General features: G+C 61.4%; 11 protein-coding genes and 1 pseudogene. 5 read left to right on the forward strand and 7 right to left on the reverse strand.

The window, feature by feature from the left end; all coding sequences use genetic code 11:
- Positions 1 to 267: 267 nt before the first annotated feature.
- Positions 268 to 1,644, forward strand: coding sequence for a replicative DNA helicase (gene dnaB / locus B4400_RS20690; protein WP_078312385.1), 1,377 nt, complete (start codon positions 268 to 270; stop codon positions 1,642 to 1,644).
- A gap of 693 nt (positions 1,645 to 2,337) precedes the next feature.
- Positions 2,338 to 4,158, forward strand: coding sequence for a hypothetical protein (locus tag B4400_RS20695; RefSeq protein WP_078312384.1), 1,821 nt, complete (start codon positions 2,338 to 2,340; stop codon positions 4,156 to 4,158).
- A gap of 25 nt (positions 4,159 to 4,183) precedes the next feature.
- On the opposite strand, the gene B4400_RS24475 is transcribed toward B4400_RS20695, so the two are convergent.
- Positions 4,184 to 4,396 carry a hypothetical protein gene (locus tag B4400_RS24475; RefSeq protein WP_139361509.1) on the reverse strand — a complete coding sequence of 71 codons (213 nt, stop codon included), beginning with the start codon at positions 4,394 to 4,396 and terminating at the stop codon, positions 4,184 to 4,186.
- Positions 4,397 to 4,479: 83 nt separating this feature from the next.
- On the opposite strand from B4400_RS24475, the gene B4400_RS20705 reads away from it, so the two are divergent.
- Positions 4,480 to 4,737 (forward strand): hypothetical protein, encoded by a 258-nt coding sequence (locus B4400_RS20705; protein WP_286151403.1) that lies wholly within the window; start codon positions 4,480 to 4,482, stop codon positions 4,735 to 4,737.
- Positions 4,738 to 4,829: 92 nt separating this feature from the next.
- Here B4400_RS20705 and B4400_RS20710 read toward each other — a convergent pair.
- Positions 4,830 to 5,013, reverse strand: a pseudogene (locus B4400_RS20710) (phosphoketolase family protein); the annotation flags it as partial.
- 996 nt (positions 5,014 to 6,009) lie between these two features.
- Entirely contained in the window at positions 6,010 to 6,873 is an 864-nt protein-coding gene (locus B4400_RS20720) for a radical SAM/SPASM domain-containing protein (protein WP_078312381.1), read from the reverse strand.
- 354 nt (positions 6,874 to 7,227) lie between these two features.
- Between B4400_RS20720 and B4400_RS20725 the strand changes: the two genes are divergently transcribed.
- Positions 7,228 to 7,974, forward strand: a complete 747-nt coding sequence (locus B4400_RS20725) for a hypothetical protein (RefSeq protein ID WP_139361510.1) — start codon at positions 7,228 to 7,230, stop codon at positions 7,972 to 7,974.
- Between the two features lie 344 nt (positions 7,975 to 8,318).
- Positions 8,319 to 9,581: a hypothetical protein gene (locus tag B4400_RS20730; RefSeq protein ID WP_078312379.1), complete on the forward strand. Its 1,263-nt coding sequence runs from the start codon at positions 8,319 to 8,321 to the stop codon at positions 9,579 to 9,581.
- Positions 9,582 to 9,680: 99 nt separating this feature from the next.
- On the opposite strand, the gene B4400_RS25160 is transcribed toward B4400_RS20730, so the two are convergent.
- The 4 genes from B4400_RS25160 to B4400_RS20750 all read right to left on the reverse strand — a co-directional run bounded on the left by B4400_RS25160 (position 9,681) and on the right by B4400_RS20750 (position 12,959).
- On the reverse strand, positions 9,681 to 10,484 hold the full coding sequence (locus B4400_RS25160; RefSeq protein ID WP_502688421.1) for a DUF7373 family lipoprotein: 804 nt from the start codon (positions 10,482 to 10,484) through the stop codon (positions 9,681 to 9,683).
- Positions 10,485 to 10,723: 239 nt separating this feature from the next.
- Positions 10,724 to 11,185, reverse strand: a complete 462-nt coding sequence (locus B4400_RS20740; protein WP_078312378.1) for a hypothetical protein — start codon at positions 11,183 to 11,185, stop codon at positions 10,724 to 10,726.
- Between the two features lie 143 nt (positions 11,186 to 11,328).
- Entirely contained in the window at positions 11,329 to 12,510 is a 1,182-nt protein-coding gene (locus B4400_RS20745; protein WP_078312377.1) for an MAB_1171c family putative transporter, read from the reverse strand.
- The gene (locus B4400_RS20750; RefSeq protein WP_078312376.1) at positions 12,507 to 12,959 is read right to left on the reverse strand and encodes a regulator; all 453 of its coding nucleotides are present in this window, start codon (positions 12,957 to 12,959) and stop codon (positions 12,507 to 12,509) included. The genes B4400_RS20745 and B4400_RS20750 overlap by 4 nt, the downstream gene beginning before the upstream one ends.
- Positions 12,960 to 12,970: the final 11 nt, after the last annotated feature.

Here is a 12,970-nt window from a genome sequence, read left to right on the forward strand (position 1 = left end):
TCCCATCCACAGTCCTGTCAATTAGTTGACCGGCTGCCAACTGGGAAAAGTGCAGGAATGTAGGTATCTATCCCCAGGTTGTCCCCAACCCCCTAACACCGGGTTGGACAGTAGTCCACACCCCATGCCCAGGCTCATCCACAGGGCCACTTGGCAGGGTCGCTAGCAACATCTAACGTCTACCGCGGCGCGCCGGGATGAACCGTACTTGTCGGACCTTGCCGCGATCATGTGTTCGACTTGATGTGAGTAGGAGGACCGCGCGCCGTGGCAATAGTCGACGATCTGGGCCATTCCGGTCCGGTTGCTCCTCCCGAGGAGGAGTTCGGCCGTCAACCACCTCAGGATGTGGCTGCCGAGCAGTCCGTGCTGGGCGGGATGCTGTTGTCCAAAGACGCCATCGCCGATGTGCTGGAGAAGCTGCGGCCGCACGATTTCTACCGGCCCAATCATCAGAGCGTGTATGAGGCTGTCCTCGATTTGTACGGCAGGGGAGAGCCCGCCGATGCGGTGACCGTGGCCGCCGAGCTGGACCGGCGCGGGCAGCTGCGCCGGGTGGGCGGGGCGCCGTATCTGCACACGCTGATCTCTACCGTGCCGACCGCCGCCAACGCCGGGTACTACGCGGGCATCGTCGCCGAGAAGGCGCTGCTGCGCCGGCTCGTGGAGGCCGGGACCCGCGTGGTGCAGTACGGGTATGCCGGGGCCGAGGGTGCCGATGTGGCCGAGGTGGTGGACCGCGCCCAGGCCGAGGTCTACGACGTCACCGATCGGCGGATGTCGGAAGACTACGTGCCGCTGGAAGAGCTGCTGCAGCCGACGATGGACGAGATCGACGCGATCGCGTCGGCCGGCGGTATGTCCAAGGGCGTGCCGACGGGCTTCACCGATCTGGACGAGATCACCAATGGTCTGCACCCGGGTCAGATGATCATCGTGGCGGCGCGACCCGGTGTCGGTAAATCGACCTTGGGCCTGGACTTCATGCGGTCGTGCTCGATCAAGCACCAGCTGCCCAGCGTCATTTTCTCCCTGGAAATGAGCAAGACCGAGATCGTCATGCGACTGCTTTCGGCCGAGGCGAAGATCAAGCTGGGTGATATGCGTTCGGGCCGGATGAGTGATGACGACTGGACGCGGCTGGCGCGGCGGATGAGTGAGATCAGCGAGGCGCCGCTGTACATCGACGACTCCCCGAACCTGACCATGATGGAGATCCGCGCCAAGGCGCGGCGGCTCAACCAGAAGGCCGGACTCAAGCTGGTGGTCGTCGACTACCTGCAGCTGATGACCTCCGGCAAGAAGCACGAATCCCGTCAGCAGGAAGTCTCGGAGTTCTCCCGAAATCTGAAGCTGCTGGCCAAGGAGCTCGAAGTTCCGGTCATCGCGATCAGTCAGCTGAACCGTGGTCCCGAGCAGCGCACCGACAAGCGCCCGCAGGTCTCGGACCTTCGTGAGTCTGGCTCGCTGGAACAGGATGCCGACATGGTCATCCTGTTGCACCGTCCGGATGCCTTCGAGCGTGATGATCCGCGCGGCGGCGAGGCGGACCTGATTCTTGGCAAGCACCGTAACGGTCCGACGGCCACCATCACCGTGGCGCACCAGCTGCACCTGTCGCGCTTTACCAACATGGCGCGGTAACTACATTCGGTTGTAGGTTCTCATTTCTGGTGTCATTTTCTCAGCCGCGATGTCATAGCCGTGTCATAAATGGCGTCGAAATGAGAATCTCAGATCGATGATGCGCGGCTAGCGATGGGGGGTTATCGCGGTGCCCGCCTACCCCGACTATGCAACGCGGGCGGTGGAGTTCAACAACCTCTACAAGCAATCCAAACACGCCGATCACCCGGATCTTCTCGTGCTGGCCGGAAGTGCCCGGCGTTAGGCAGCGCCGCATGCCGCCCGTGTGCACCCCTGTCTGTAGAGACCGTCACGAGCTCGTGCAGCTCGACCCTCGGTGTGCCAGCGCAAAGCCCTAAAGGGCAGAACCGCTCGTGAAAATTGCGGCATTCGTGTTTCTGATGATCCTGGCCAGCGCCTAACTGGCGCTCTGTGCGTACGGGATCGCGGTCACCGGCAGCACCCCCGACCTAGCCGACATCGGTAACGCCGCCGCCGTGGTCACCGTCATTGGCGCAGTCGCACAAATTCTCAAGCGGTGACGCACGCGGCGTGTTGCCGTGTCGTCGGGGATGGGTTTGTCGCCATGCCCGGCGATAATCGTGTCGGTGGCCGCGGAGCCACTGGATGGCCTATGGCCGATAGGCGGCCGGCGGCATCCAAACACCAAGTCCGTGCGCGAGCGCGGCGATACGGGGCAGGATAACGCGCGTGATCGACTGGGATCAATTGGGGCAACCGGCATTCGACCGATACGTCGAAGCTCTCATCCGATATCGATTCGGAGACAAGGTGAGAGCCGTCAACGGTCGTGGCGGCGACGAAGGCATCGACATCGAGGTCCGTCTGCGCAATGACCGGCTGTGGATCATGCAATTGAAGTACTACCCCGAAGGGTTCTCGTCGATGTGGGGCCAACGCCGCGCGTCGATCAAGAAGTCGTATCAGACTGCGCAACAGCATAATCCGGTGAGATGGTCGTTGATTGCGCCATGTCTGTGCACTGCCCCTGAGGCGAATTTTGTGCGCAACCTTGGCGGCGGCCAAACACTTCCAGCGATCAGCATCCTCGACCGCGACGACCTGGACACCTGGGCCGCCGACTCACCGAACCTCGACTCCTACGTCCAACGCACCACCAACGGCGAGCTAGAGCGGCTTGCCCGCATCTACACGCAAGAGCAGGCCGCGCTGCTCGGTGGTGTCCCCGACGCCCTGGCGCGGGTCCGGGACCTGGGCGGCATCGTGAATTCGACCGACCTGGACTGGGCGGTCGACATCGCGGCGTCCGAGGGCACCAGCTCTGTGCGGATCCGTCCGCGCGATCCCGATGCCCCGAGCCGCAGCCCCATCACCTTGGCGGTCGAGTTGGGCGATTTCGGTGAGGAGCACGCTGAGTTGAATCAGCAGTTGCAGAGGAACATTGGGTACGCGACGACCGATCCGGTGCACATTCCACGCGAGCTCGTCGAAAGGGTGGTGATCTCAGGGCCGGACTTCGTCGCGGGGGAGTACCCTCCCGGTGATCTTCATGTGACGACTGCGCCGTCCGGCGCGATCGGTGGACGGTTGGGAATCAAGGCATTCTACCGCGGCACTTTCGTGGCCAGCTATGAAGGCGCGATCACCCATGCCGCCCCGGGATTGATCGGGGGCTCGATAGAGGCCGATTTCTGCGACAGCCGGCTCCAACTACGACTCCGACTACCCCGCGTCGACGACGGTGCGGACGACTCGGTGATCACGCAGGACGTCGCCTTCGAGATCGACGACGACACCGAATTCCCAGGACCCGGAATCGATATCGCCTATGCGCTAAACACGTGGCGCCCATCAGCGGTCGAAGAGCTGCTAGCGACCGCGCGCGTACTCAGCCTCGCTGACAAGCTCGAGTGCACCGTCAACGGCGAACCCCTGACGATCGCAGACCGCGCGACCACCGAGAGCCCGGAAAGGTACAACCCGACCCTGATTGTCATCGAGCAGTACGCCGGTGATCTGGCCTACATTCAGCGAAAAACCAGCACCTACTTCGACATCCCCGAAGCAACGCAGCCCGCAGATCGGGTGAAGCTACGGGTTGCACGTCTGCTACTCGAAGGGCACGTCGTCGCAGATCCTCGCGCGGAACTATTCACCATGAAACTCACCGGCGCCGACACTCCGGAAACCCGTGCAAGCCTGCAGGAGACACGGGCGATCCTGTGGGATGCCGGCAACTACGTTCTGAGCGTCGCCGGACGCGACATCCCAATCGGGCCCGTGTATGTCACACATCCGGCGGCCAGAACGATCAACGGTGCCGAAGCGATCGCCGCCCTGGACGCCGGCAATGCCGACGGCTTTGAAGTGAAGTTCGAACCTGGAAACGATCCCTACTTCTACGTGACCCTGGCCGATGTCCCCAAAAACGCAGTGCGCCATCGGAGCATCGCGCAATGGACCCTGCAAGGGATAACACAACCAGGCGTCGATGACGACCCCAATAGCACGGCAATTGATGACCCTGCAGGCGGCGGACAGAGCGCCTAAGCGGGCTCGAGGTTATCGCCCCCTTCTAATCGCCGGGCTGGCAGTTGATGTCGAACACATGGCGCAGAACCTGGGACGGGCGGGAGAGCACGCTCGAAGCCATCGGGCTGTGGTGGTACTCAGTGACCGACAGATCCCCTACGTTGAGGCCCACGACATAGTCGCCGCCGCAATCGCCATCCGCAACGAACAGGACCTGGCAGACCGCCTCGCGGCTGTTTGCCGCTCCCGCGGGCACACAGTTGACTCCTCGACAATCCGCGACCAACTGGTCCCGCCTCCGGCCGACGTGTCGAGAATCCGGGAGTTCCTGTCCACTCTGTGACAGGGTCCGGTTCCGGAGCCTGTCTGCCCATCACGGCCGTGTTGTCTCTCAACGCAGCCGCCATCTGGCGGGCTTTCCCGAAAGACCCGCAAACCCAACTACGCGCACACTTGGGCGAGCCCTTGACCGATGACCTACTGCGCCGCTGCGGTCGGGTGATCGATGACCATGATCTACCCGTGTCCTGGCGGCCGGACCCAGCCAGCGATTACGCCCAGCACACGCTGCACCCCGAGCTCATCTCCACACATTGACCGGCCTTGCGATCCCTTGCCGGTCCCGCGTGTTCTCCGATCGCTAATCCGGTACTGACGCACTGTTCGAGGTATTGCCAGGTCGCCTGGCGGCGTGTCTTGATCACACGATTGAGGTGCGCATACAGAAAATTCAAACCAGGAGTAGTGCCCCAACAACCGCGGTTTGACATCATCACGTGGCAAAGGGCGCCGTAGCAGAGGGTTGTCCAACAGATAGATCTGCCCAACCGACAAGTAGTTGGCTGCCCGCCACCAGCGGTCGATCCAATCCAGAACGTCGGCTTGGAGGTGCTACCCGGCCTCAACGCTACGCCAGGCTGATGCTATTTCGGTCATGGGCGACACACTCCTGAAGAAGTCGAAAACAACCATCCGGCAACACCATTGAACCTCCAAATGACCGCCGTATCTGTGCGAGGACCAAGATCGGGGGGGGGGGACTGTTCACTTCACAGCAAGACCGTGCATCATCGCTGGTGAAGCGACGGTGTTGGCAGGCACCGGTGTCCTACACACTCGGCTGCCGTGGACGCTTCGGCTTCGCACGGGTCAGTGAGATGGTCCGAAATCCGGTCAGGTACCGAAATGAAACTCAATCAAGTGGATGATTAGGGACATGGCGACGTGCTTGAACAGCGGGGTGCTACTCGTCTGCGGAGGGTGCGCGAACTGAGAGCCTCCTTCGCCCCCCTGGACATGTGGTGGGCAACTAGCTTAGGAAGTAGCGACCGACCAAGGTCACCCGTTCGGGCGCAGGTTCAGCGGTAGTGGCAATGATCGGCGTGGTCCAGTGTTCGAGAGAGGTGGCTTCCCATAGCAGGCCATCCCCGGCAGCCAGTGGGCAAGCGAACTCGCCGTGGCTGGTCTGTAGGTGAAGGACTCCGCCCGCCTCCGGCTTGGGCGCCTTCAGGCAGACCAAGAGCTGGAAATCTCCTTCTCCATCGCAATGTCGGGCGATGCTTTCGCCTGTACGAAATCGATTAGCCCAGCATTTCAGTTTGTCGATCTTTAGGTTAGCTATGGCCAAATGGTTCTCAACTGTTGATACGAAAATCTCGCTCCTGAATAGAGAGACAAGGTCACGATTCAACCCGGCAGGGAATTCATCCCATTCTGTGTACTCATGGCTTGGCACGGTAGTCCTGAAATGAGGGAGTTGCTTGACGACATCGTTGTATGCCTCTGCACGCCCCGGCGACAGCAACCCTGGCGAGAGCGCGACCCGATGTTGCCGCCATGTGACGCTGCGAGCCAACAACTTAGTGGGTGCTACGCATGGCCACGTCCTCCGTGGGATGGTTTGCAGTTCGGACCGCACGGATCGCAATAGACACGTCTTGGGTTGCAATCGTCCGTATCTGGCAGGCAGGGCGAGCAAGCTACGGTACGGCCTGCGAACTCCCGCTCTAGGTCCGCGCGCGTCTGTTCTGCCTCCGCGCTCGCGAGGATTCGTTCGATCGTTTCGTCGAGAACGTTGCCGATCGGCAGCCATCGAGAGAATACGCACGGCCAAACTTCGCCGGTCGGAGAGATAGCAACAACCCCGGAAGCGCAATTGCCGCAGAGTTGCGAGACATCCGGAATGCGGCCTCGCCCAACGCCTCTGTTCTCATCGGTGCTTGCGTCTTTGACGCCGAGCATCTTGAGCTCTGTAACGGCGCCGGCCGCGTTCTGACCGCCATTTACCTGGACTACCCCGGCGCGCAAAGGAATGCCTCGCCGCACGGCCTCCTCAATGTTGGCCCGAGTTCTGGCGTGGCTATTTCGTCCGGTGATGTCGTTGTGCTCTTGGGGGTTGTCGCTGTAGTAGCTCGTCGCGAGGGAGACGCCCTCGCGCTCAAGTAGCGACCAGATATGTGCAGGTACGTGCACGAGGTTCGAGTACACCTCGACGTTTAGCCCGTGGTCGAGAGCTCTCTCGATGAGTGTTCCGAGGCTGGGGTGCAACATCGGTTCGCCTCCGATGAACTGGACCATGGTTAAGCCCGCATTGGCGAGTTCGTCGATCACCCGCACCCAGTCTGCGGTACCCATTTGTCCGTGGGTCCCAGCAGGTCCCGAGTCTGCGTAGCAATGTGCGCATTCCAGCTGGCACTTTCCCGTTATTTCGAGCCAAGCAAATGTGGTCGTCATTTGAGAACCTCTCCAAAACCTAGAAGAATTTTAGAAACTTCTGATTCGTCTCCCGCCGGGCATCATGCCTGACAGTTAACGACTGCCGACTGAGTATTAACTGACAAGATAGCGGCTTCTGAAGCCCTGTGCAAGAGTTAGCTCAAGTCTGAAGCTCCACCACGGTGCTGTTTTCTGCGTCAGTTGTTTTGCCGTCATCCTCGATGCGCTGATGGCCTATGAGCTAAGTGCGCCGATCAACACTGACAACCGGCCACACATGTACGGGCCTGAGTTGGCTCTGCGGCGATGCTGACTGCCCGAACAGGGCGCTGTCGGCACCCGATTCCGATACTGTGCATGGGGGAGGAAGTTATGTTCGATGTGACCATTTGGGGGACGGTTGGCCAGTGGGCTTCGTCACTGTTGACTGGTAGTGCTTTTGCCACAACGCTATTGGTCATCAAGCGTGAGAGCGTGGGCAGGCGGCGCGAGCAGGCGTCTCTGGTCAGCGCACACGCGGAGCCCTCCTCCCCCGATATGGACCCGGCGTCGGGCAAGCCTTGCCATATCTTCCGGATTTATGTCAACAACCACTCGTCGTCGTCGATACACACCGTGCATGGCGGGCCCGAGACGGTTTCCTATCGGCGCTACAGACATCAGTTCATGCGGTTGCGTGCTGAGTATGGTGACGACCAGCGTAAAAGGCTTGCGCCGGAATACACCAGGTCCGAGTGGAAGCGCGAGAACGGTCCGGACGCTATAGAAGCGACTTCTTTTACGCAGGAACCAACCCGGGGCCAGCACGTCACCCTCGTGCCCCAAGATGGCATCACCTTCGTGCACAGGGGGCACCTGTCTGCACCCTTCCTGTCGCTAGCCGTCTACTTCAATGATGCGCGTGGCCGGAAATGGCGGCTAGACGCTCTTACCGGTGAGCTTCGTGAGGTAAGGAAGCCGCGCCGCGGGAGCCCAGTGACGCGGTACAGGATTTGGAGACTTCAAGTAGCAGACGCGGCCACCGTGGTGAGATCCCGTACTTCGGCCGCATTGCACAGACCCAAAAAGCCTCGGCAGAAAGCACAAGAAGAACCCGTCGCTGTTGATGACGAGCAATGAACCGCGGTAAGGCGCGCAGTATCCCAAGCACGGGGGTGGTGATCATCGATGACTCGCGGGGTTGGGGATAGCTCATCTGGGTGATAAGTGCCGTTGATCTCGATTAAGACTTGCTCGACTCGGTTGGCCAGTTCAGCCGATGCAGACATGCTGGCAGGCGTTGGGCTCACGAAGAGGACTACAGGTCTTGTGCGTTTGGCGGGGGCGGCGCGTCTGAGAGTTGAGTGAGAGTTGCCGAGTGTCTGGAGGATTGCGCACCAGCTACGTCACAATGGTGGCGTGAGCTCACCGGCGGCGGCGCGTCGCCGAAGGGTGTGAGTGAGCAGTTCTCGGAGGGAGACTGCATGGACCTGGCGGTCGACATTGTCTTGTTGCCCTACACGGTCGCTGCAGAGCTTGTTGGCCGCGGCGCTGATTTGTGGTTGCTGAATACGCTCGCTGTGTGGGTATTGGGCAGCATCTTGTACACGATGGTGTTCGTCGTGATGGGGGTGGCAGTGGATTGGGCCACCAGGGGCTTTGATGCGGTGGCCGAACGACTTTGGATGATCGCCGACCGTGGGGCAGACCTTGAGCAGCGTCGCCGCAACGCAGGCTGGCTCACTCGCGTCATGTCGCGAACGGCGGCGATCAGGGCACGCGGGCCGGTGGAGACCGAGGGGCTCATGGGGGAGGGCGACTTCACCGTGCTGTTGGAGTCTGCACATTCAAACCTGTGGGCCCGGAGGGTTATCCGGGTCCTTGACGTGTTCCGTGAGTTCCGCGTGTTCGCTCCGGCGGTCCTGTTCACCACAGGCGGGGGGCTGGGACTGATCGCAGCGCTGTGGACGGTACATCCTGACACTCTGCGTAGTGTCGCGCATTGGGCCCTGTACGATTTCAACGCTTCTACGGCACCAATTGCGTTCTGGACCTTGCTCTTTACGATGGTCACGTTCGCCATTAAGGACGTGGTCGGCTGGAAGCGCCGAGGGCTGGCGAGCTGGCGCACCCAACATGTCAGTGATGCCTACGACACCTTGGCCCGGGTCCGCGCGCTGGCCTACGAGATTCTGGGGCTGGAGATTTCGGCGATCCAGTCCTGGGCTGACATTGCTTCACGGGCCGCACCCGCAGGGCCGCATTCTGTGTGCGCGGGTGCGACAGATGAGGCCGAGTCGCCGGACCCGTACGGTCTGCGCGCGGGCGCGATCACCGCGGGCGACCGCATGACCGACCCTGCGATGATCGCCGAGGAGCTGTCCCGATTGGTCTCGATAGGTGAACAGATCGACGAGAAGCTGACAGCTATCCGCGTCGAGGCCACCGCATCTGACACCAGAGGGGTGCTGCCTCGCTGTGCTCCCCGAAGCTCGCGCCGCTTGCTCTCTACATTGACTGATAACAAGCGGAGCTTTCACATCGACGCCTTCGGTCAACAGAGCATCAACAAACTGGAATCGCTGCGAGGAAAGGACGATAGGGATGGCTATGCACGGAAGGTGCACGAACTGACGGGGGAAGCCTTGCTACGGCAGGAAAGACTGGCTCACATCATTGACGGTATCGACCGTGCGCTGTATCCAGAGACGTGGTTCGCACTGATCATGGCCAAGTTCAGAGGGTAGGCCGCGGTGCTTGACTGCGATCGCGATGCAGGACTGACTATGTCATCGCCGGATTCGTCGAACAGGACTCGCCTCTGTGGGGTCGTCTGTTGTCCGTTCTCATTGAAGTCGGGGCATTCTTATTTGAACCTGGGGCAAGCCGGCCCACCAGCGGTAAGTCCTCGCCGCTCGGCTAGCCCAAGCGATAACGAACCACAACCCTGGATGGAGCAGAAGCAATGGGTTGCTTTCTGCTGGATGGTGCGCGCTACCAATCCCGATGGATCGCGCGGCAGGTTCATCAACTCCGCGACATCGGTGGGTGTGAACTGGTCGATTGCGGGAAGCCGCTCGTCTAGCGTTGCGCCTACTAGCTGTGACGCTTCCCTCCCACTCGTGCAACACAAATCGACTCCGCGGGGTGAAAGCCGCCACCACGTGCTTGCCCTTGTCGTTGACTCCCGCAGCTGCGTGCGTATCCGGATGGTCCGGTATGGAAATCGGCGAGACCGGCCCTGGCCCAAATCGATCCGCGGCCGCCAGTAACGGAGCAGCAGCCGCCGCAGCATCGGCGTCGGGAAATCTCATGACGAAATTCTTCAGCCGCCGGTCATGCGGTAGCTCAGAGTCGTTGGTGGACCGGGCATTTGCGAATCCCGTGACGTAGCCGTGGTCGATGGCGATGCGCACCGCCTCTTGACTGAAGACATCACGTAGTGCTTCGGACTTCATTACCGCGTACGGCATGTCCTTGCGATTTAGATCGGGATCCACCTCCCAGGGGCCGATCACCGCGCTCGACATCCGTTGTGCCTCAATTCGCCGCCCGACGACATCGGACCCAGCCTTGCCCAGCACAGCCGCCGGTGTGCGCGCCGAGGTATCTGAACAAGCCTGTGCTGTAAGTGATGCGGCCGCCAGCATGGCGGCAATCCGGACAACCTTCACCGCCACCCCTAATTAGTTGGCTTAGCGCCAATGGGCACGCACCTGCGATAACGCTAGCAAATAGAGCTGCACTCACATCTTGCTGCGGCATACGTAGATTGGCCATCCGAGCGCGGGCGGGCCCACGTCGGAATGTGCTTGCTGCCGCACTGTTCCCGAGTTGTTCTGTGCAGATTTACACGTGCGGACGGGCCTGCTGCGGCTGAATCGGGCGGTTACGAATCGACAGCCGTGGCAAGCGGGTTGGGTTCGGTGGCATCGAACAATTGCCGGATGGGCGCGAACGCCGCGGTGATGGCCTCGGCGGTCGCATCGGCGGCGTTGTTGACCACATGCACATGCACGGTCGGATAGACCGTAGGTGTACCGAGGTAGCTAAGCGAGTAGTTGACGTCGATCGGATACCCCTGCTTAGCCTGTGCGGGCGGCGAGGGCGCCGTCTGCACGATCGTGATCACGGCATCAACGAATCGATCCCAAACCTCCGCACTCACGGGGCGCGTGATGACCGACTCCGCCGGCCAGCGATTGTCTGCGACGCGCATTTCGACACTGGATTTGCGGACCGTGATGGTGGTTGTGGTGTGTTGATACATAACCCCGAATCCGACCAGGTCGTGTACATACAGGACGTACGGATCCAGGCTCCGCACCGGCTGATCAGACACATTGACCATTACGCACCATCCTTTCGCGGCCACCAGATAGGCCGGTTGGCGGACCTTGAACCGGGCCCTGGATGCGACCGTAAGCCCGGATAGCTGTATCAGTCAATATTTAGGCGTTATGAACTTACTGGCAAACTGATCTGCCTGCCAATTTACGAATACGACCGAACCCGACTCTGTTCTTGCGCGATGTGCGTGACTGTCGGCCACCAGGCGGCGATGTCGATGAGCTGGGTGAGTTCGTCGTCGCGGGTCGCGGTGGTCGCGAGGGGTGCGCTGCTGGTGGGCGAGGGGTCTGTGCTGGTTGGGTGTGCGATGGCGTTGGCGATCTGTAACGCCTGTAGTGCGCCCTGGTCGACGGTTGATTGTCCGCAGGCTTGAGCGAGTCGTTGTCGGTCGGTGTCGGCGAGTTCGGTGATGTGGGGCGCCAGTTGGAGCAGGGCGTCGCGGATTTCGATGATGACGCGGTGCAACTGGAAGTCGGTGACCGGTTGAAATCGTTGCGGGGACGCGTTGAGGACGGTGTCGGGGTAGGCGGTGGTGAGGTCGGTCCATAGGGGCTGGAGTTTCTTCCAGGTGCGGCCGTTGGCGTCGCGGTGCAGAAGGGATTGGGCGGCGACGAAGCAGGGTCCCAGCGCTAGGGGCAGGGCGGCCAGGAGGGCTCCGAAGCTGGCGTAGGAGTAGATGGCTTGGCGCACAGGCAGGGTATGGGCCAGGTCCAGGCGCTCCAGCAGGGCCAGGGTGAAGATGCTCAAGCCGGGTAAGCAGATCAAAGCGGCGATTGCGCCCAGCTCGACGGCGATGAGGCGTTGGGCGGTGGTTGTGCGTGTCTGGCGTAGGTTCTTGGCGAGCTGCCACAGGATCACGGCGGTTGCGGTGACCGACAGGACCGACCAGATGGCGGCGGCCAGTACTTCAGAGTTGTCACCGGCCAGGGCGATGGGTTGATCCTGCCTGCGGGGACTGATGGCGACGAAGTAGAGCACGATCAGGGTGACGACGGTTGCGATCCGGTAGTGGCGGTAACCGCGGACCAAGGCGGCGGGATCGATGCCGTCGGTCATCGCGATGATGCCGATGACCTCGGGGCATGTCAGCAGTAGCAGTGCGAGGGGGATTTGGGAGGTGGTGCCGGTCGTGCTGGGGATAGTGGCGGCGAGCAGGTGCTGTATCTGCGGTTCGCTGGCCAGGTGGGTTGCGGCAAGGTACGTCAGTGCGCGATTGCGGTGGCGGGCGGCGAGCCCGGTGTTGAGCCAACGCCGTCGAAATGCGAGCACCAACACGAAACAGGCGAAGACGGGCCACGAGATCAAGCCGGGTACCGCGCTGGTCACTCGTGGCCCAGGAGAATGTCCGTGAGGGTTCGATCTTTGGGTGTGTGGGCCAGGATGAGGCTGGCGAACATTTCTGCGTCGTGTTCGGCGGTGGTGTCGTAGGCGCTGCGACCTAGGGCGGCTTTGACGGCGCCGGGGTTCAGGTTCGGTGTGAGCGCTGAGACCATCTGTGCGGTATCGGTTTTTGCGTTCTTATCGTGGCCGAGCAGCATGTGCCCGAGCTCGTGCAAGATGATCTGATCGGCGTGTAGCTGGGAGGTTCCGTCTTGATACAGGACGATATCGTCGTGTTCGCGGACCAGCCACAGGCCACATGCACTTCCCGCCAAGAGCGCGGCGTCGACGGGCAGCAGGGTGATACGACGCCCGCGCAACTGTTCGACCGTGCGCACGAACGCCAGCCGATCGAAGGGGCTGGGTACGGGAAGTTGTCCGATGAGCTGACGCATATCAGTTTCGG

The organism is Mycobacterium sp. D16Q13, from assembly GCF_002013375.1.
Taxonomy (GTDB): Bacteria; Actinomycetota; Actinomycetes; order Mycobacteriales; family Mycobacteriaceae; genus Mycobacterium.

Excerpts from the sequence above, each read along its gene's own strand:
- B4400_RS25160 (WP_502688421.1), bottom strand. The coding sequence starts at position 10,484 with ATGCTGGCGGCCGCATCACTTACAGCACAGGCTTGTTCAGATACCTCG.
- B4400_RS20730 (WP_078312379.1), top strand. The coding sequence starts at position 8,319 with ATGGACCTGGCGGTCGACATTGTCTTGTTGCCCTACACGGTCGCTGCA.
- B4400_RS20720 (WP_078312381.1), bottom strand. The coding sequence starts at position 6,873 with ATGACGACCACATTTGCTTGGCTCGAAATAACGGGAAAGTGCCAGCTG.
- B4400_RS20725 (WP_139361510.1), top strand. The coding sequence starts at position 7,228 with ATGTTCGATGTGACCATTTGGGGGACGGTTGGCCAGTGGGCTTCGTCA.
- B4400_RS20740 (WP_078312378.1), bottom strand. The coding sequence starts at position 11,185 with ATGGTCAATGTGTCTGATCAGCCGGTGCGGAGCCTGGATCCGTACGTC.
- B4400_RS20750 (WP_078312376.1), bottom strand. The coding sequence starts at position 12,959 with ATGCGTCAGCTCATCGGACAACTTCCCGTACCCAGCCCCTTCGATCGG.